Consider the following 18,152-nt stretch of genomic DNA (forward strand, 5'->3'; position numbering starts at 1 on the left):
CGACCACGGCCGGTAGCCTGACGGAGTGACAGACGCGGTAGTGCCCCCTTCGTTCCGCCTTGCGTACGTCCCGGGGGTGACACCCACCAAGTGGATCCGGATCTGGAACGAGCGGATGCCCGACGTACCCCTCACCCTGATTGCGCTGTCCGCGGCCGACGCGCCGGCAGCTCTGCGAGACGGCGAGGTGGACGCCGGGCTCGTCCGGGTGCCGATCGACGGGGAAGGCCTCAGCGCCATCCCCCTCTATGCCGAGACCCCCGTCGTCGTCATCCCCCGAGAGCATGTGGTGGCAGCGGTGGACGAGATCGCCGTGGAGGACCTTGCGGACGACGTCGTGCTGCATCCCCTCGACGACATTCTCGAATGGGCAAAATTGCCCGGAGTACCGGCGAAGGAGCGTCCGGCCACGACGGCGGATGCGATCGAACTGGTGGCGGCCGGAGTGGGCCTCGTCGTCGTACCGCAGTCGCTGGCCCGGCTGCATCACCGTAAGGATCTGACGTTCCGGCCGGTGACCGACGGCCCCGAGTCGCGGATCGCCCTGTCGTGGCACGAGGATCGGAAAACGGAACTGGTCGAGGAGTTCATCGGAATCGTGCGCGGGCGCACGGTCAACAGTTCGCGAGGGCGTCCACCGGCCGAGCCGGTGAAGAAGAAACGTCCGGAACCCGGCGCTACGCGGCAGCAGCGGGCAGCCGGGAACAAGAATGCCCGTGGAGGTTCGGGGAAGCGCGGTGGCAGCCGCGGGAAACCTCGCCGCCGGTCGTGAGTTCGCGCCGGGGTCTCAGTCCCGAGCAGTGAGCCGCCGTCGGCGGCTCAGTGTGAAGTAGTGACCGGGGCCGAGTTCGTGAGCAGGGCCGCCAGCTGCCCGTAGTCTTCGGCGCGCGCACTCGACGAGCGGAAGACGAGTCCGATCGTCCGGCCCGGAGCGGGGGCGGCAAAGCGTGCGGTGGCCAAGGGGCCGCGCCCGATCTCTACCCGCACGGCACACTCGGGGACCAGCGTCACCCCGAGCCCGCCAGCAACGCACTGGACCACCGTCGACAGCGACGTCGCGCGGGTGTCGCCCGCCATAGGCTGGACATCCGCCGATCTGCAGAGGTCGAGGGTCTGGTCCCGCAAACAGTGACCTTCGTCGAGGAGCAGGAGCGGCAACGCACCCAGCACCGAGGGCGAGATACCCGTATGTCCGGCCAGCTCATGCCCTTCGGGCACGACCATCACGAAGTCTTCTGTGTACAACGGTATTTCGGTGAGCCCGGCCGCGCCGCTGGGCAGTGCCATCACCGCGACGTCGAGCGAGCCGGTGCGCAGTGATTCGAGAAGGCGCGCAGTCTGATCCTCGATCACCTGTGGTTCCAGAGCGGGCATGTCCTGCCGGAGGGCCGGCAGCAATGCGGGCAACACGTACGGGGCCACAGTGGGGATCAGTCCGATCCGTAGCGGTCCGGTGAGCCGCTCCCCCACGCCCGCCGCCGTCGCGACGAAACCATCGGTGGCTTCGAGGATGACCTTCGCCTGGCCGAGCAGTCTCTCACCGGCTGTGGTCACGAGAACCCGGCGGGTACTGCGTTCGATCAGCTGTACGCCGAGGCCGCTTTCGAGGGCGGCGAGGGACTGGGAGAGTGTGGGTTGGCTCACACTCAAACGTGTAGCCGCAGTGCCGAAATGGCGGTGTTCGGCCACCGCGACGAACGCACGCAGCTGCGACAGTGTGGGTTGATAACTCTGATCAGCCATGCCTATCAGTGTAGAGACATCTATCGGCTTTACCTTTCAGCCGGTTTCGTGCAGAATGGAATCACACCAGAAAACGCGGGTGCACGACCTTCGTGCCACCCGCTTCCGGTACCGAAACCCTCAACTGCGCCTTCGGGTGTGGTTGCACTGCGTTCGACGTGTTCACAAGACAAGTAGGAGGACGAATATGGCTCTGCTCACCATCGGCGATCAGTTCCCCGCGTACAACCTGAAAGCCGTCATCGGCGGTGACCTCTCCAAGGTCGACGCCCAGCAGCCCGACGACTACTTCACCACGATCACCAGCGACGACCACGCCGGCAAGTGGCGGATCGTCTTCTTCTGGCCCAAGGACTTCACGTTCGTGTGCCCCACCGAGATCGCCGCATTCGGCAAGCTGAACGACGAGTTCGCCGACCGCGACGCGCAGGTGCTCGGTGCGTCCGTCGACAACGAGTTCGTCCACTTCCAGTGGCGTGCACAGCACGAGGACCTGAAGACCCTTCCCTTCCCGATCCTTTCGGACCTCAAGCGTGAACTGGTCGAGGCCACCGGCGTTCTCAACGCCGACGGTGTCGCCGACCGCGCCACCTTCATCGTCGACCCAAACAACGAGGTTCAGTTCGTCTCCGTCACCGCCGGTTCCGTGGGCCGCAACGTCGACGAGGTCCTTCGTGTCCTCGACGCCCTGCAGTCCGACGAGCTGTGCGCCTGCAACTGGAAGAAGGGCGATCCGACGATCGACGCCGGCGAACTGCTGACTGCGAGCGTCTGAGTCATGACTGTCGAGAATCTGAAGAACTCACTCCCCGAATACGCCAAGGACCTCAAGCTCAATCTGAGTTCCATCGCGCGCAGTACCGTGCTGAACGAGCAGCAGCTGTGGGGCACCCTCCTCGCCACCGCAGCCGCCACCAAGTCGGCGACCACCTTGAAGGAGATCGCCGAAGAGGCGGCCGACTCGCTGTCGGCCGAGGCCTACAACGCAGCTCTGGGTGCCGCGTCGATCATGGGCATGAACAACGTCTTCTACCGCACCAAGGGCTACCTTGACGGTAAGTACGACGATCTCCGTGCGGGCCTGCGGATGAACATCATCGGCAACCCGGGTGTCGACAAGGCCGATTTCGAGCTGTGGTCGCTCGCGGTCTCCGCGATCAACGGCTGCAACCACTGCCTCGAAGCCCACGAGAACACCCTCCGGCAGGAAGGCGTCGACCGTGAGGTGATTTTCGAAGCGATCCGCGCCGGTTCGATCGTCGCGGGTGTCGCTCAGGCCGTCGAGGCCAACGAGACCCTCGCCACCGCGAGCGTCTGACACCTCGCAGAGATAACTCCCGAAGGGCCCCGCTCGCGTACTGCGCGTGCGGGGCCCTTCGTCGCTCCTCGGAGCGATAGAGTGCGTCAATGCCCCTTCACGTAGACGTCGTCCGGGTATTCACGGACGAGAACGGACGCCACGGCAATCCGCTCGGCATCGTCGATGCGTCGACCGTCCCACCCGGCGACCGGCAGAAAGTCGCCGCTGCCCTCGGATACAGCGAGACGATCTTCGTCGATCTCCCCGCCCCGGGCGACGACTCCGCCCGCGCGGTAATTTTCACACCCGGAACCGAGCTTCCCTTTGCAGGACACCCCACCGTCGGGCTGTCCTGGTGGCTGCGTGAACGCGGTACCGCAGTGAAGACGCTGGACGTACCAGCCGGACCTGTGACCACCCGGCACTCGGGTGCCATCACCTGGGTGCGGGCAAAGCCGGAGTGGGCGCCCGAATTCTCGCTGTACCCGATGAACAGCGTGAGGGCCATCGAGACTGCAGATCCGAAGAAGTTCGGCAAGGGCCACCACTACCTGTGGGCCTGGACCGACAAGGTGGAGCACTCGATTCGATCACGAATGTTTGCGCCCGACATGGGCATCGTGGAGGACGAGGCGACTGGAGCGGCCGCCGTCCGCATCACCGCTCACCTTCGGCACGCCCTGCTGATCACGCAGGGCCGCGGCTCCGAACTGCGCACCACGTACGACCCGGCCGGCTGGGTCGAGGTCGGCGGGCGTGTACATGCCGAAAAGTCACGAACCCTCTGACGGGCGACGGCCTCGCCCCGCTGCGAGATCGGCGTCGCTGAGGACGACCTCGATCTCGCGGCCCAGCGTGACACCGGGGACAAGGGGAAGCCGGTCGCCACTCCAGAACTTTCCGGGGTCGTACCAACTCGTGCGGTGATCCCCGGCGAGAAGGCCCATCTCTTCGTAGGTTGTGGCGACCACCTCGGCACAGTAGGCACTTTCGAGGCTCCCCGAACGCCTCCCCGAACGCCGGCCGAGAGGGAGCCGTCCACCGAACCAGCGAGAAGCGAGTTTCGCGGTTGAGGGAAACGGAGTTCCGTCGAGTCGCGCAATGGTCCGCATCAGCGCGTCTTCCTGTTCCTTCGTCGCGGGCTCCGCGAGCTGCCGCAACCACCCGCGCTGTCCGTAACGGGCACCCCACACCTGGACGGCAGCGCGTAGATCGTGCAACTGCACGCCGCGTTGAAAATGCCCGGTCCACATGTCCTGCAACGAATGCCCGAGTTCCGCGTGCCACATCAGCGGCGGCAGATCTTCGAGCACCACCGACATGCCCACGTGGTTGACGGGGCTGTTGGTCAGCGTCTGAATGGCCCGGTCCGCCGGCGATTCTCCGCGGAAGATCCAGATATCTCCCGTGCGGGTGACGTTCACCGCGGTGTCGAGGTCGATACGGGAACCGGCCGATCGAGCGTCGGTGTGCGAGGGCGCGTGCATGGGCTCTAGCCTAAGGCGATGAGACCCCGAGGCAGACAGTGGTGGAAGCTCGTCGGGCTCGCCGGTGTGGTGGGCGTGGCAGCGACCGGTGTCGTTGCGGCCCGCGCAGACCGGCAACGCAAGGCATACACGCCGGACGAGGTCCGCGCCCGGCTCCACGAGCGCTACACCCGCGCCTACGCAGCACGCGACGGGAAGCAGGAGATTCCGTTGACACAACCGACCTGGCGGGCTCGCTCGGCCGCCGCCCTGCACCGACTCCGCAGCCGGCTACCCGGATCGCACTAGCCGAGTGCGCGTCCGAATCCGTCGGCGAGCGCGCCCACCTGCTCGTCCGTCATGACGAACGCGGGTGAAATCTGCATCGCACCTTGACCGGCGGCACGACTCGAAATTCCGTGCTCGCGAAGGGTCTTCACGAAGGGCAAGGCCTCCGCGGGGTCGGCGAGTTGCACGGCGGCAACAGCACCGAGGCCGCTGCGAATCTCCGCGACCTGTGGGTGGTCGGCGAGCGGTGCGAGGTGCCGATGCAACGAGGCCTCGAGGCGCTTCGACTCCGCGAGAAGGTTCTCCCGCTCGATGATGTCGAGGTTGGCAAGTGCAGCGGCCGCCGCGCCGGCGTGACCACCGTAGGTGTATCCGTGACGCCACCAGACGCCGCCGGCGAAGAAGGGCTCCGCCACCCGGGGTGCGATGAAGACCGCACCCATGGGGACGTAGCCGGAGGTCAAGCCCTTCGCCGTGGTCATCATGTCGGGTTCGAGACCGAACCGTGTGGACGCGAACCAGTCGCCGCCGATTCGCCCGAAGCCCGTGACCACCTCGTCGACGACGAACAGGATGTCGTGTTCACGGCAGATGTCCCGGACCTCGGTGAGGTAACCGTCCGGCGGCAGGTACACGCCCCCCGCGCCGATGATCGGCTCGCAGAAGAATGCCGCGATCCGGTCGGCGCCGACCTTCTCGACGAGCTCGAGGAGACTCTTGGCGTCGTCCCATGCCACGGTCGCGGCGTCGGCCATCATCTCGCCGTAGCCCTCCCGGTTGACGGGGATGCCTGCCAACGCGGTACCCGCGACATGCATGCCGTGGTAGGCCTTCTGCCTGCCAACCACGATCGTTTTGTCGGGCCTGCCCATTTCGTGCCAGTAGCGGCGCGCCAGTTTGGCTGCCGTGTCCACGGAGTCGGATCCACCGGAGGTGAAGAAGATCTTGCTGCCCGGCACGGGAGCCAGCGCGGCCAGCCGGTCGGCGAGGGCTGCCGTGGTTGCGGGGACGAAATCGCCGAAATTCGAGAAGTGGGCGACGGTCCGAAGTTGGTCCGCCACAGCATCCGCGATCTCCGAGCGCCCGTGGCCGACGTTGGTGAACCACAGACCCGCGGTGGCGTCGAGGTAGCGGTTTCCCTGATCGTCCCAGATGTACGCGCCGTCGCCGCGGGAGACGACGAACGCGCCGTTCTCCTCCACCGCGCCCATATCCGCGAAGCCGTGCCACAGTGCCGACGCCATGATCATCCCTTCGTGAACCCCGCTCCGAGGCGACTATGCCATGTCGCCGGGCGGGGATCTCGCCCGCCTACTTCTCGGCGTATGCGGTGGGATGCGGTTCCGTGTCGATTCCCGGCAGCCCCCGGCCTCGGATGGAGGCTCCTGCCGTCTCGGCCACGAAATAGAGCGCCACGAGACCGATCCCGCACGCGATCATCATGTAGAACGCGGGCATCAGCGTGTTGTCCGTCCACTCGATCAGCAGTTCGTTGACGGCAGGCGCCGTTCCCCCGAACAGCGAGGTGGACACGTTGTAGGCGATGGCGAATCCGGCGAAGCGCACGTGCGTGGGAAACATCGCCGGGAACGTTGCGGAGATCGTCGACAGCTGCAGCACGTACAGCAACCCCAGGACGGCGAAAGCGAAGATTGCCCAGGCGAATCCCTGGCGCATCAGCAGATACATCGGCACCGCCAGCACGATGAGACCGACGAGCGAGACGTACCACAACGGTTTTCGTCCAAATCGGTCCGACAACCCACCCGCGAACGGGATCACCGCCATCATCACGAGTTGCCCGACGATGAACAGAGTCAACGAGGCGGTGGACGACAAACCGATCTGGGTTTCCAGATACGTCGGCATATAGCTGAGCAAGGTGTAGTTGGTGACGTTCAGAGCGACGACGAGACCGGCGAGCAGCAACATCGGCCGCCAGTACTCCGTCACCAGGTCCTTGAACTCCGTCGCGGCCCCCTCCTCGACCGCCCCTTCCTCGTCGAGTTCGCGGAAGACGGGTGTTTCCTCGAGTTTCGTGCGCAGGTACAGGCCGATCAGGCCCATCGGGCCCGCGATCAGGAAGGGAATACGCCATCCCCAGGTCTCCATGAACGGTTCGGTGGACGCCAGCTCCACCGTCAGAACCACAATGGCGCCCAGCGCGTATCCGCCGAGCGTGCCGAATTCGAGGAAACTACCGCAGAATCCTCGCTTCCGGTCGGGCGAATATTCGGCCATGAAGGTTGCCGCGCCGCCGTACTCACCTCCGGTGGAGAAACCCTGGATCATGCGGAGAAGCACCAGCAACAAGGGTGCCCAGAATCCGATGACGTCGTATCCGGGAACGAGTCCCACACAGAACGTCGCTCCCGCCATCAGCAAGATGGTGAGCGCCAGAACCTGTCGGCGGCCGAGACGGTCACCGAGCGGGCCCCAGACGAGCCCGCCGAGGGGTCGCACGACGAAGGAGACGGCGAACACCAGCAGGGCATACAACGTGGCAGAGCCGGTGTCGCCGGGAAAGAAGGACGCCGAAATATACGACACCGTGAACGCATACACGCCGTAGTCGAACCATTCGGTGGCGTTGCCCATTGCCGAAGCCGCGATTGCGCGTCGAAGAACTCCTGGCGGCAGGGCATCCTGGTCGGCTGGTGGATTCTCGTATGCCATGTTCCGCCCCCTCGAGGCCGCTGTCAGGTGAGTCCATTGTGTCCCGAGTGGCGGATGTTGTCGCCACTTTGCCGATTGCCACCGTGTCCGCGGACGCCCGATAGCTTCGACCAGCGGCAGTGTGCGCCGACTCATCGACGGGTAGTCGACCGGGATGAACAGTCGCATCATCGCCGTGGCCGTCGACTGCCACGACGCGCAATCACTGGCCCTATTCTGGTGTGAGGCTCTGGACTATCCGTCGACCCGCCAGTGGAACGACGCGTACGGCCGCACCTACGTCGAGGCGAATCGGCCGGGATTTCCGGCGCTGCTCTTCCAACCCGTCGCGGAAGAGAAAGCGGCCAAGAATCGACTGCACCTCGACATCGCGCCGTCGTCGCGCACGCAGGACGCCGAGGTGCAACGACTCCTCGCGCTCGGGGCCCGGCTGCTGAGCAACGACTCGAGGGTGCCGTGGGTGGTGCTTGCCGATCCGGAGGGAAACGAGTTCTGTGTTCTTCCCCCGCACCCGGAGGGCGACGATGCGGGCGGATAGCGACGCCCTTCGGTCAGCGAGGAGACCGCGACACCCGCTGCCGGAACACGCGCTCCCATGCCGCCACCCGGCGACGGGCGGTGTCGACCCACGGATGCTCGGTGACCAGCAGGACGGCGTCCCGCCAGGCACTGGGTGCGGGTAGCGATTCCACCGATCTCGTGACGAGGCGATCGAGCGCCTCCGAGACCAGTGACGCCCGTTCCAAGTGCACCATGTGTCCTGCGCCGGGCACCCTGACGAGTTCCGCCTCCGGCAATTGCTCGGCGATCGCCTTCGAATACCGGAACGGCGTCAGGAGGTCCCTGTCGCCGCACAGCACCAGAGTCGGAACCGGTTCGAGGAGCGGCACCGCGGCGGTTTCGTCGTGGTTCTTGAACGAGGGCAGAAAATCGACGAGCGTCTTCAGGGGTGTGTCGTTGATCATCTGTTCGGAGTGCCAGACGATGGCCGGGCTGACACGACGATCACCGAAGGACGCCGACCGGAGAATCGGCGCCAGCACGCGCTTGCTCGCGCCCCGGCCGCCCTGGACTACGCGAGGCAGGGCACGTGCTGCCGTGCTGAATCCGGCGACCACCGGCGTGTTGAGGGTGCGTGCGAGGCCGACGTCCCCCAGTGCACCCGCCGCGGTCGCGATCAGTCCGACCCCCACCACCCGGGAACCGATCAGATCGGGATACCGGCCGACATAGGAGAGCACCGCCATTCCGCCCATGGAGTGCCCGACCAGCACGATCGGCCCCTCGGGGACGAGTGCCCGGATCACGGCGTCGATGTCCCGGGCGAGGTGCGGAATCGTGCAGGTCTCACGTCGCGGCACACCCGAATTGCCGTGCCCACGCAGATCGAAGAACACCATGCGGATCGTCGGTCCCCATACCTCTTCGAGGTGTACGCGCTGGAGGTGCCAGCCGGTCATCCGGTTGCAGAAACCGTGCACGAAGACCACGGTGAGCGGCGCATATTCGGGACCGACCTCGCGGACGGCCAGCGGAACGCCATCGTCGGCCGCGACGACGCTGCCGCGGTCGCGGCTGAGCAGGTCGAAGTTCTCACCTGCGAACTCGTCGAACATAGTCTCCCAGCCGTTGCCGATATCGGGGTACGCGTCTGACGTTGGTCGTCCTGGAGAATAGCGCGTGGCGACGACCTGCCCCGCCGCTACGCCCGAGCCGTCGGCTCGTCGACCGCGTTGGCTAGGCTGTAGCTCAGCATGTCCATCACAGCACCGAGCCGGCGAGATCTGAAGAACTCCCTCGGCGAACTCACTTTGCGCGACGAGCACCGGCTCCGCAGGCGACTGGACCGAGCGCGCACGCCCCAGGCGCTCGCCGGCGTCTCGGACGAGATCGCGACCGCCCGTGCCCGGCTCGAGCGCCGACGGGCGAGCGTTCCCCGTATCGACTACCCCGACGCGCTCCCGGTCAGCCAGCGTCGTGACGACATCGCACATGCCATCTCGGAGCACCAGGTGGTAATCGTCGCGGGTGAGACCGGGTCGGGCAAGACCACGCAGATTCCGAAGATCTGCCTCGAACTCGGCCGCGGGGTACGCGGGCTCATCGGGCATACGCAGCCCCGCCGGCTGGCAGCACGGACGGTAGCCGAACGGATCGCCGAAGAGGTACACAGCGAACTCGGCGAGACCGTCGGCTACACGGTGCGGTTCACCGACCAGGTGTCGGACGGCACACTCGTCAAACTGATGACCGACGGCATCCTCCTCGCCGAGATTCAGCGCGACAAGATGCTCCGCCGGTACGACACCCTCATCATCGACGAGGCTCACGAGCGCAGCCTGAACATCGACTTCATCCTGGGGTACCTACGCCAGCTACTCCCCCGGCGACCCGACCTCAAGGTCGTCATCACCTCGGCCACGATCGACCCTCAGCGGTTCGCCGAGCACTTCGCCGTCGACGGCGTGCCCGCACCGATCGTGGAGGTGTCGGGGCGGACCTTCCCCGTCGAGATGCGTTACCGCCCTCTCACCGTCGAAGTGGGCGATCAGACCTTCGATCGTGATCCCGTCGACGCGGTGTGTGAAGCCGTCGAAGAACTGTCGGCGGAAGGGGACGGCGACATCCTCGTCTTCCTGTCCGGCGAGCGGGAGATCCGCGACACCGCGGACGCGCTGCGGGACAGACGACTGCGGGGTACCGACATCGTTCCGTTGTATGCACGACTCTCCGCGGCGGAACAGCACAAGGTGTTCACTCCCCACACGGGACGTAGGGTCGTCTTGTCGACGAACGTCGCCGAGACGTCCCTGACCGTGCCCGGCATCCGCTACGTCGTGGATCCGGGAACTGCCCGCATCTCGCGCTATTCGGTGCGCACGAAAGTGCAGCGTCTTCCGATCGAGCCGATCTCCCAGGCCTCCGCCCGCCAGCGCTCCGGCCGCTGCGGACGCGTCGCCGACGGCATCTGCATTCGGCTGTACTCGGAAGAAGACTTCGAGTCCAGGCCCCCGTTCACCGAGCCGGAGATTCTTCGCACCAACCTCGCATCCGTCATTTTGCAGATGACCGCCCTCGGCCTCGGTGACATCGCCGCGTTTCCGTTCGTCCAACCGCCCGATCCCCGCGCGATCCGGGACGGCATCGGCCTGCTCGAAGAGCTGGGCGCGATCGAGCAGTCCACCCAGAAGGAGCAGCCCGTCCTGACCCCGGTCGGACGCGAACTCGCCCAGATTCCGGTGGACCCTCGCATGGCCCGCATGCTCGTCGAGGCGCACCGGAACGGCTGCCTCGCCGAAGTCCTCGTGATCGTCTCCGCCCTGTCGATCCAGGACGTGCGCGAACGTCCCGCCGAATTCCAGCAGGCTGCCGACGAGAAGCATGCCCGTTTCGCCGTGGAGAACTCGGACTTCCTGGCCTTTCTCGAGCTGTGGAAATATCTCGGTGAACAACGGAACGAACTGTCCTCCAACCAGTTCCGGAAGATGTGCCGCAACGAGTTTCTTCACTGGCTTCGCATCCGCGAATGGCAGGACCTCCACGGCCAACTCCGCCAGATCACCCGCGGACTGGGCTGGGAGGTGAGCAGCACCACCACCGCCGGGGAGGCGGCGATTCACCAATCACTGCTGGCAGGACTGTTGTCGCACATCGGACTTCGCGAGGGCGACAAGCGCGACTTCCTCGGTGCGCGCGGAAGCCGATTCGCCGTCTTCCCCGGTTCCAGCCTGTTCAAGAAGCCCCCGCGGTGGGTGATGGCCGCAGAACTCGTCGAGACCTCTCGGTTGTGGGCCCGCATGTCCGCGCGGATCGAACCCGAGTGGGCCGAGAAGCTCGCGCCGCACCTCGTGAAACGCACCTACTCCGAACCGCACTGGTCATCCAAGCGCGGATCCGCCATGGCGTACGAACGCGTGACGTTGTACGGAATTCCCCTCGTCGCCCGGCGCGCGGTGAACTACGCTGCCATCGACCCCGAAACGTCCCGCGAACTGTTCATCCGCCATGCACTCGTCCAGGGCGAATGGCAAACGCAGCACACATTTTTCCACGCCAACCGCGCACTGCTCGAAGATGTCGAGGAACTCGAGCATCGCGCGCGTCGCCGCGACATCCTCGTCGACGACGACACGTTGTACGAATTCTACGATCAGCGTGTGGGCGCCGAGGCAGTGTCAGCCCGCCACTTCGACTCCTGGTGGAAAGTGGCCCGCCGCGCCACGCCGGACCTCCTCACCTTCACCCAGTCGACGGTCGTCAACGCCGATTCGGCCGCCGTGCTGGGCGGCGACTACCCCGACGCCTGGCGTCAGGGCGACATGCAGTTCCCGCTCACCTACCAGTTCGAGCCCGGGAACGAGGACGACGGCGTCACCGCTCGTATCCCGATCGCCCTGCTCGCCGGTCTCCGGCCGGTGGGCTTCGATTGGCTCGTCCCCGGCATGCGCGTCGAGTTGGTGACGGCCCTGATCAAGACTCTCCCCAAAGCCCTGCGCCGGCAGGTGGTTCCGGCCCCCGACTTCGCGGCAGCGGCCCTCGCGGCGGTGAAACCGCGTTCGGAACCGCTCGTCACAGCGATGGCTCGGGAGTTGTCGCGACTCGGCGCATGCCGCATCGATCCGAAGGACTTCGATGTCGCGGCACTCCCCGACCACTTACGCATGACGTTCGCGGCCGTGGACGAGAAGGGCACCGTTCTGGGCCGCGACAAGGATCTGGTGGCGCTCCGCACGTCCCTCGCTCCCCGCGTGCAGAAGGAAGTCGCGAAGGCGGCCTCCACTTCCGAGCGGCCCCCTGCGCTCACCTGGACGCCGGACACGCTCGGTTCCCTCGAGCCGACGGTGACCCGAGAACTGGGCGGGCAAAAAGTCACCGGCTATCCCGCCCTCGTTCCCGAGGGCGACGGTGTCGCCGTCCGTGTCCTGAGCACACCGTCCGAGCAACGGGCGGCTATGCGCGCCGGAACCCGCAGGCTCCTCCTGGCCGCCGTACCGACCCAGGCCAAGACGGTCGTCTCCGGGCTGAGCAATACCCAGCGACTGACCCTCGGCCAGAATCCGGATGGCAGCCTCGACGCGTTGATCGACGACTGCCGCAATGCCGCGGCTGACCAGTTGATCGCCGCCCACGGGGCGCCGATCCGCACTCCCCGTGACTTCGACGCGCTCGTCGCCGAGGCGCGAGCGGCGATGGCCCGCGAGGTCGCAATTCTGCTACGCCTCGTCCTGCCGATTCTGGAATCAGATCACCGACTCGCCGTGGTTCTCGAACGGGCCACCGGCGAGGCCGCCGACGACGTGCGGGAACAGCGCGCGTCGCTGCTCTTTCCTGGTTTCGTTGCCGAGACCGGATCCGCGCGGCTCCGTGAGCTACCTCGGTATCTCTCCGCCGCCACCGCACGCCTCGAATCGCTCCCCGGCAGTGCACCCCGCGATCGGAAGGGAATGGACGTCCTCGACCGCGTATATGCAGCATACGAACGCATGCTGGCAACGCTGCCGGAGGAGCGGCACCATTCGCCCGACGTCGATGCGATCCACTGGATGATCGAGGAACTTCGAGTCAGCTTGTTCGCCCAGACGATCGGGACACCGATACCGGTGTCCGAAAAGCGGGTCCTCAGCGCGCTGCAGAAGGTGCGCTGATGGCCGAATCGGGTGTCATTCGCTTTCGCGGGACTCGCGATGAGCGCGTAGTTCTTTGATTTCGCGCGCGAAGTCTTCCGCCGAACTGAACGAGCGGTACACGGACGCGAAACGCAGATAGGCGACCTCGTCGAGATCTCGCAGGGGACCCAGGATGGCGAGCCCGACCTCGTTGCTGGGAATCTCCGCGGAACCCGACGCCCGAACGGCATCTTCGACTTGCTGGGCAAGAAGATTCAGTGCGTCGTTGTCGACCTGACGGCCCTGGCAGGCGCGCCGAACGCCGCGCACCACCTTCTCCCGACTGAACGGTTCGGTGACACCGCTGCGCTTGACGACCGAGAGGACCGCAGTTTCCACGGTGGTGAACCGGCGGCCGCACTCGGGGCACGAGCGTCGCCTGCGGATGGCCTGACCTTCGTCGGCTTCCCGGGAATCGACCACACGTGAATCGGGGTGCCGGCAGAACGGGCAGTGCATGGCGATTCCTTCGTCGTAGCCGTCGTGGCCACGGCTTTTCGCCTCACCCGATGGCGAACCGACGAATACGGATTCACGCAGCGGATGCACGACTTCGACGCGACCACACGAAGTGGTGGGACTGACAGCATTCGAGACTACTCGTCTGTCGATCGGCGGAGACATGCAGAGCCATCCCGATCACCGGGTGCCGGACGCAGGAACGATCAACGTCTGCCCCGGATGCACGACGGAGTCCGACATGGCATTGAGTTCCATGATCTGTTCGACGACCCGCGCCACAGGACGGTCCGGTAAGACAGTCGCGGCCACAGCAGCGAGAGTGTCGCCCTCCCGGACGTGAACGACCTCGGTCGCGCCCGACGACCCCATGTCGTCGACGGCGGCAAGCTGCGCCACTCCCACGAGCCCCAACAGAACTGCGGCCGTGATCGCGATGCTTGCGAGGACCATCCGCCAACCCACGTCGCTTCCCTGATGCGCGTGCTCGGCGCGAGACATGCGTGACCGGGTGCCGTAGGCGACCGTTCCGGCCGCGGGACGGCGAAGGTCACCCTCGACGAAACGCCGACGAGGCCGTGTCCGGTACGACCGCCCCCCACGCGAGCGGACGACACGTGACCCGGCGCCTGCCCGAACCGCGCGCGGGCCGAGTGCCTGCCGAACCAGGACGGCCTGGTCATCCACATTTCGGCCGTTCAGTACTGATTGCCGATGGAGAACTGACTGCCGATGGAGAACTGCGTTGCTCATCGGGACCTCCGCTGCTCGAATCCGATTCCGTCCCGCCAGGCGTGGGAGTCTGCCGGGTGTTCGATCACGCGTTCGAAAGAACACATGTTCGATTTCTACCACGCGGGTCCGACAAAGTCTTCCCTTCGCGGTCGAACACGTGCACGACACGGTCGAACAGGTGTTTGATACTGCGGCGGAACCGAGATAGATTCGAGGCAACGAAACAACAGTCACATACGACCCATTTTCGAGTGGATCCACCCGATCCACACCACCCGATCCACACCACCCGATCCACATCAGCACGGCAGAAGATCGACACGACAAACGGAGGCCCCTCGCCATGAAGGACGACAGCTCGACCGACGGTTCGGCTCCACAGGTGAGCGGCGGCACCGCCGCCGGGTTGACCGATCGGCAGCGCCGCGTCCTCGAGGTGATTCGGACGTCCGTGAACGAACGGGGTTACCCGCCGAGCATCCGGGAGATCGGCGACGCGGTGGGCCTCACCTCGACGTCGTCGGTCGCCCACCAGCTCCGAACGCTCGAACGCAAGGGCTTTCTCCGCCGCGACCCCAATCGTCCACGCGCCGTCGACGTGCGCGGTGTGGACGAGGTCGCCGCAGGCGCCGCCGCGAACGCTGCCAATGCGGGCAATGCTGCCCGCGCCACCACCGCCCCCTTGGCCGCGGTTCCTACCGGCGTCGAGGGCGCACCGCTACCGGAGCCGACCTTCGTGCCGGTTCTCGGTCGAATCGCCGCAGGTGGCCCGATCCTCGCGGAGGAGGCTGTCGAGGACGTCTTCCCGCTTCCCCGCGAGCTCGTGGGCCAAGGGTCGTTGTTCCTGTTGAAGGTGGTCGGTGAGTCGATGATCGAGGCGGCGATCTGCGACGGCGACTGGGTGGTGGTGCGTCAGCAGAACGTGGCGGAGAACGGTGACATCGTCGCCGCGATGATCGACGGCGAGGCCACGGTGAAAACCTTCAAGCGCACGAAAAACGAGGTGTGGCTGATGCCCCACAACGCGTTGTTCGAGCCGATCCCCGGCAACGAGGCCGTGATCCTGGGCAAGGTCGTCACCGTGATGCGCAAGATCTAGCGAGCAATCCTCACACGGAAGAGCCCGCGGCACACACGCCGCGGGCTCTTCCGTGTCCTCGAGATGTCGCTGACCGGGTCAGAGGTTGAGCCCCCGACCGATGATCTCTTTCATGATCTCCGTGGTTCCGCCGTAGATCGTCTGCACACGGGAATCCATGTAGGCCTTGGCAATCGGGTACTCCTTCATGTACCCGTACCCACCGTGCAGCTGCAGGCACCGGTCGATGAGCCGGACCTGGGCTTCGGTGGTCCACCACTTGGCCATGGCGGCTTCCTGGACGGAGAGCTTCTCGTCGTTGAGCAGTTCGATGAACTTGTCGACGAGGACGCGTACAGCTGTTGTCTCCGTAGCGAGCTCGGCGAGTACGAAGCGCGTGTTCTGGAAACTGCCGATGGACTTGCCGAAGGCCTTCCGGTCGCGGCAGTACTGGATCGTCATCTCCAGCGCCGACTCCATGGCCGCCGCGGCCACCACGGCAATCGACAGACGCTCCTGCGGGAGATTCTTCATGAGGTAGAGGAAGCCCATTCCCTCCTCACCGAGCAGATTCGCCGCGGGAATACGCACGTCGGTGAAGCTCAATTCCGCGGTGTCCTGGGCCTTCATGCCGATTTTGTCCAGGTTGCGGCCGCGTTCGAAACCCTCCATGCCCCGTTCGACGACGAGGAGGCTGAATCCCTGCGCGCCCTTGTCGGGATCGGTACACGCGACGACGATCACGAGATCTGCGTTGATGCCGTTGGTGATGAAGGTCTTGGAGCCGTTGAGAACCCAGTCGTCGCCGTCACGAACCGCACGGGTCTTGATTCCCTGCAGATCACTGCCGGTACCGGGTTCGGTCATGGCGATCGCCGTGATCAGCTCACCGGAGGCGAACCCGGGCAACCAGCGCTGCTTCTGCTCCTCGTTGGTGAGCTCGAGCAGGTAGGGGGCCACCACGTCGTTGTGCAGTGTGAAGCCGATGCCGCTGTATCCCCCGCGCGTGGTCTCTTCGGTGATGATCGCGTTGTACCTGAAGTCGCGGACACCGCCGCCGCCGAACTCCTCCGGCACCGCCATACCGAGGAAGCCCTGCTTACCGGCCTCGACCCACACGCTGCGGTCGACAATGTTCTGTTCTTCCCACTTGGCGTGGTTGGGTTCGGCGTGCTGGGCGAGAAACTTTCGGTACGACTCCCGGAACAGTTCGTGCTCCGGTTCGAACAGGGTGCGCTCCACGCCGACTCCTCATATCAAACTTGTCCGGGTACGTCTCGTTCGACGGTAGAGGTGGCGGACGCAGCGGAGAATGACCCAGGTGATCGCGATTCGTGACCCATCCGGTTCGGTCAGGACCTGCGGAACCTCGCGAGCGACCGCATGACGGGATAGGCGACGAGGATGCCGATCGAACCCCAGGCGATTCCGCCGAGCTCCACAGAGCCCATCGTCAGCGTGAGGTCCCCGATGCCGGCAACAAGCGTCGCCGCAACGACGGTCAAGTTCACCGGGTCGGTGAAATCGACCTTCGCCTCCATCCAGATGCGGACACCGAGGACGCCGATGAGCCCGTACAGCACCAGAGTCGCGCCGCCGATGACACCGCTCGGGACGGTGAAGACCAGGGCACCGAACTTGGGGGAAAATGCCAGGACCACGGCCGTGGCGGCAGCAACCCAGTACGCCGCGGTCGAATAGACCCGTGTCGCGGCCATGACCCCGATGTTCTCGGCGTAGGTGGTGGTGCCGGAGCCACCGCCGAATCCCGCCAGGGTGGTGGCGAGTCCGTCCGCGACGAGTGCATCGCCGGCAACGTCGTCGAGCGATCGGCCGGTCATCGCAGACACCGCTTTCACGTGGCCGACGTTCTCGGCGACGAGGACGATGACGACAGGCAGTGTCAGCGCGATCACCGACCATTCGAACGTGGGCCCCCGTAACTCGGGCATTCCGAACCAGGCGGCGTCGCGCAGAGTGGTCACGCGTTCGTCGGCGAGGCCCCCGGTGATCGCCGCGAAGATCCAGCCGAGGACAACGCCGACCAGGATCCCGAGGCGGCCGAGCAATCCGGGTCCGAGAACGGTGACGACAAGGATGGCGAGCAGGGTCACGCCCGCTATGAGGGGTTGCGACTCGAACGAATCGACCGCTGTGGGAGCAAGATTGAGCCCGATCAGCGCCACGACAGCGCCCGTGACGACGGGCGGCATGACCGCGTCGATCACCCGGGAGCCCGCCAGTTTCACGGCCACGCCGACCAGCAGGAGAAGCGCACCCGCCGCCGCCACCCCGCCGAGCTGGGCGGCGGGACCGGATCCCTGGGATGCCGTCAACGGGGCGATGAACGCGAAGGAGGAACCGAGGTAGCTGGGAATGCGGCCGCGGGTCAGGAGCAGGAAGAGCGCCGTTCCGATCCCGGAGAACAGCAGCGTGGTGGTGACCGGGAAGCCGGTAATCGTCGGCACCAAGAGGGTGGCACCGAACATCGCGATGACGTGTTGCATCCCGATCCCGACTGTTCGGGGCCAGGTCAGACGCTCGGCAGGTGCAACGACCTCACCGTCGGCAACCCGCCTACCGTCACCGTGCAGGGTCCACCCGAAGGCCTTCGCGGGGGCGGCCTGGTCGGAACCCCCTCCGACAGGGCCGTCGGAGGCGTCGGTTTCTCTTCTCGTCACAGTTGGCCAATAGTAGGGATGATCTGCGAATTTCGCGCCGCGGGGACCGAAACGACACGG

17 protein-coding genes are annotated in these 18,152 nt (G+C 65.8%); 8 read left to right on the forward strand and 9 right to left on the reverse strand.

The features are described from left to right. Positions 1 to 25: 25 nt before the first annotated feature. Positions 26 to 772, forward strand: a complete 747-nt coding sequence (locus CBI38_RS17390; RefSeq protein ID WP_109330698.1) for a LysR substrate-binding domain-containing protein — start codon at positions 26 to 28, stop codon at positions 770 to 772. Between the two features lie 47 nt (positions 773 to 819). Here CBI38_RS17390 and CBI38_RS17395 read toward each other — a convergent pair whose 3' ends face one another. Further along, complete coding sequence (locus CBI38_RS17395) at positions 820 to 1,743, reverse strand: hydrogen peroxide-inducible genes activator (RefSeq protein ID WP_109330700.1); 924 nt, start codon at positions 1,741 to 1,743, stop codon at positions 820 to 822. 187 nt (positions 1,744 to 1,930) lie between these two features. Between CBI38_RS17395 and CBI38_RS17400 the strand changes: the two genes are divergently transcribed. The 3 genes from CBI38_RS17400 to CBI38_RS17410 all read left to right on the forward strand — a co-directional run bounded on the left by CBI38_RS17400 (position 1,931) and on the right by CBI38_RS17410 (position 3,831). Continuing rightward, positions 1,931 to 2,518, forward strand: a complete 588-nt coding sequence (locus CBI38_RS17400) for a peroxiredoxin (protein ID WP_109330702.1) — start codon at positions 1,931 to 1,933, stop codon at positions 2,516 to 2,518. Positions 2,519 to 2,521: 3 nt separating this feature from the next. After that, entirely contained in the window at positions 2,522 to 3,061 is a 540-nt protein-coding gene (gene ahpD, locus CBI38_RS17405; RefSeq protein ID WP_109330704.1) for an alkylhydroperoxidase, AhpD family, read from the forward strand. An 89-nt stretch (positions 3,062 to 3,150) separates the two neighbouring features. Next, the gene (locus tag CBI38_RS17410) at positions 3,151 to 3,831 is read left to right on the forward strand and encodes a PhzF family phenazine biosynthesis protein (RefSeq protein WP_109330706.1); all 681 of its coding nucleotides are present in this window, start codon (positions 3,151 to 3,153) and stop codon (positions 3,829 to 3,831) included. Here the strand turns inward: CBI38_RS17410 and CBI38_RS17415 are convergent. Then, positions 3,817 to 4,530: a C40 family peptidase gene (locus tag CBI38_RS17415; RefSeq protein WP_109330708.1), complete on the reverse strand. Its 714-nt coding sequence runs from the start codon at positions 4,528 to 4,530 to the stop codon at positions 3,817 to 3,819. The two genes, CBI38_RS17410 and CBI38_RS17415, sit on opposite strands and share 15 nt — an antisense overlap. An 18-nt stretch (positions 4,531 to 4,548) precedes the next feature. Between CBI38_RS17415 and CBI38_RS17420 the strand changes: the two genes are divergently transcribed. Next, on the forward strand, positions 4,549 to 4,818 hold the full coding sequence (locus CBI38_RS17420; protein ID WP_109330710.1) for a hypothetical protein: 270 nt from the start codon (positions 4,549 to 4,551) through the stop codon (positions 4,816 to 4,818). Here CBI38_RS17420 and CBI38_RS17425 read toward each other — a convergent pair. Continuing rightward, the gene (locus CBI38_RS17425) at positions 4,815 to 6,047 is read right to left on the reverse strand and encodes an aminotransferase family protein (protein WP_109330711.1); all 1,233 of its coding nucleotides are present in this window, start codon (positions 6,045 to 6,047) and stop codon (positions 4,815 to 4,817) included. The two genes, CBI38_RS17420 and CBI38_RS17425, sit on opposite strands and share 4 nt — an antisense overlap. Positions 6,048 to 6,108: 61 nt before the next feature. Beyond that, positions 6,109 to 7,473, reverse strand: coding sequence for an MFS transporter (locus CBI38_RS17430; protein WP_109330713.1), 1,365 nt, complete (start codon positions 7,471 to 7,473; stop codon positions 6,109 to 6,111). Between the two features lie 154 nt (positions 7,474 to 7,627). Between CBI38_RS17430 and CBI38_RS17435 the strand changes: the two genes are divergently transcribed. After that, positions 7,628 to 8,011, forward strand: coding sequence for a VOC family protein (locus CBI38_RS17435; protein WP_109330715.1), 384 nt, complete (start codon positions 7,628 to 7,630; stop codon positions 8,009 to 8,011). A gap of 13 nt (positions 8,012 to 8,024) precedes the next feature. On the opposite strand, the gene CBI38_RS17440 is transcribed toward CBI38_RS17435, so the two are convergent. Next, entirely contained in the window at positions 8,025 to 9,089 is a 1,065-nt protein-coding gene (locus CBI38_RS17440) for an alpha/beta fold hydrolase (protein WP_109330717.1), read from the reverse strand. A gap of 138 nt (positions 9,090 to 9,227) precedes the next feature. Here CBI38_RS17440 and hrpA point away from each other — a divergent pair, with 138 nt between their 5' ends. After that, the gene (hrpA, locus tag CBI38_RS17445) at positions 9,228 to 13,118 is read left to right on the forward strand and encodes an ATP-dependent RNA helicase HrpA (RefSeq protein WP_109330719.1); all 3,891 of its coding nucleotides are present in this window, start codon (positions 9,228 to 9,230) and stop codon (positions 13,116 to 13,118) included. A 15-nt stretch (positions 13,119 to 13,133) separates the two neighbouring features. Here the strand turns inward: hrpA and nrdR are convergent, their stop codons facing one another. After that, positions 13,134 to 13,598: a transcriptional regulator NrdR gene (nrdR, locus tag CBI38_RS17450; RefSeq protein WP_109335162.1), complete on the reverse strand. Its 465-nt coding sequence runs from the start codon at positions 13,596 to 13,598 to the stop codon at positions 13,134 to 13,136. Positions 13,599 to 13,778: 180 nt separating this feature from the next. Continuing rightward, complete coding sequence (locus CBI38_RS17455; RefSeq protein ID WP_109330720.1) at positions 13,779 to 14,351, reverse strand: LysM peptidoglycan-binding domain-containing protein; 573 nt, start codon at positions 14,349 to 14,351, stop codon at positions 13,779 to 13,781. Between the two features lie 325 nt (positions 14,352 to 14,676). Here CBI38_RS17455 and lexA point away from each other — a divergent pair, with 325 nt between their 5' ends. Beyond that, on the forward strand, positions 14,677 to 15,432 hold the full coding sequence (lexA, locus tag CBI38_RS17460) for a transcriptional repressor LexA (RefSeq protein ID WP_109330722.1): 756 nt from the start codon (positions 14,677 to 14,679) through the stop codon (positions 15,430 to 15,432). 78 nt (positions 15,433 to 15,510) lie between these two features. Here the strand turns inward: lexA and CBI38_RS17465 are convergent, their stop codons facing one another. Together CBI38_RS17465 and CBI38_RS17470 are read right to left on the reverse strand one after the other, a co-directional pair. Continuing rightward, complete coding sequence (locus tag CBI38_RS17465) at positions 15,511 to 16,653, reverse strand: acyl-CoA dehydrogenase family protein (RefSeq protein WP_109330724.1); 1,143 nt, start codon at positions 16,651 to 16,653, stop codon at positions 15,511 to 15,513. A 110-nt stretch (positions 16,654 to 16,763) separates the two neighbouring features. After that, positions 16,764 to 18,092, reverse strand: a complete 1,329-nt coding sequence (locus CBI38_RS17470) for a uracil-xanthine permease family protein (RefSeq protein ID WP_109330726.1) — start codon at positions 18,090 to 18,092, stop codon at positions 16,764 to 16,766. Positions 18,093 to 18,152: the final 60 nt, after the last annotated feature.

It is taken from the genome of Rhodococcus oxybenzonivorans, assembly GCF_003130705.1.
Lineage (GTDB): Bacteria > Actinomycetota > Actinomycetes > Mycobacteriales > Mycobacteriaceae > Rhodococcus_F > Rhodococcus_F oxybenzonivorans.

What these genes read in the sequence shown, in the direction of transcription:
- ahpD (WP_109330704.1), top strand. Translation starts at nt 2,522, where the DNA reads ATGACTGTCGAGAATCTGAAGAACTCACTCCCCGAATACGCCAAGGAC.
- CBI38_RS17415 (WP_109330708.1), bottom strand. Translation starts at nt 4,530, where the DNA reads ATGCACGCGCCCTCGCACACCGACGCTCGATCGGCCGGTTCCCGTATC.
- CBI38_RS17440 (WP_109330717.1), bottom strand. Translation starts at nt 9,089, where the DNA reads ATGTTCGACGAGTTCGCAGGTGAGAACTTCGACCTGCTCAGCCGCGAC.
- CBI38_RS17455 (WP_109330720.1), bottom strand. Translation starts at nt 14,351, where the DNA reads ATGAGCAACGCAGTTCTCCATCGGCAGTCAGTTCTCCATCGGCAATCA.
- CBI38_RS17410 (WP_109330706.1), top strand. Translation starts at nt 3,151, where the DNA reads ATGCCCCTTCACGTAGACGTCGTCCGGGTATTCACGGACGAGAACGGA.
- hrpA (WP_109330719.1), top strand. Translation starts at nt 9,228, where the DNA reads ATGTCCATCACAGCACCGAGCCGGCGAGATCTGAAGAACTCCCTCGGC.
- CBI38_RS17395 (WP_109330700.1), bottom strand. Translation starts at nt 1,743, where the DNA reads ATGGCTGATCAGAGTTATCAACCCACACTGTCGCAGCTGCGTGCGTTC.
- CBI38_RS17400 (WP_109330702.1), top strand. Translation starts at nt 1,931, where the DNA reads ATGGCTCTGCTCACCATCGGCGATCAGTTCCCCGCGTACAACCTGAAA.
- CBI38_RS17425 (WP_109330711.1), bottom strand. Translation starts at nt 6,047, where the DNA reads ATGATCATGGCGTCGGCACTGTGGCACGGCTTCGCGGATATGGGCGCG.
- CBI38_RS17420 (WP_109330710.1), top strand. Translation starts at nt 4,549, where the DNA reads ATGAGACCCCGAGGCAGACAGTGGTGGAAGCTCGTCGGGCTCGCCGGT.
- nrdR (WP_109335162.1), bottom strand. Translation starts at nt 13,598, where the DNA reads ATGCACTGCCCGTTCTGCCGGCACCCCGATTCACGTGTGGTCGATTCC.
- CBI38_RS17430 (WP_109330713.1), bottom strand. Translation starts at nt 7,473, where the DNA reads ATGGCATACGAGAATCCACCAGCCGACCAGGATGCCCTGCCGCCAGGA.
- lexA (WP_109330722.1), top strand. Translation starts at nt 14,677, where the DNA reads ATGAAGGACGACAGCTCGACCGACGGTTCGGCTCCACAGGTGAGCGGC.
- CBI38_RS17435 (WP_109330715.1), top strand. Translation starts at nt 7,628, where the DNA reads ATGAACAGTCGCATCATCGCCGTGGCCGTCGACTGCCACGACGCGCAA.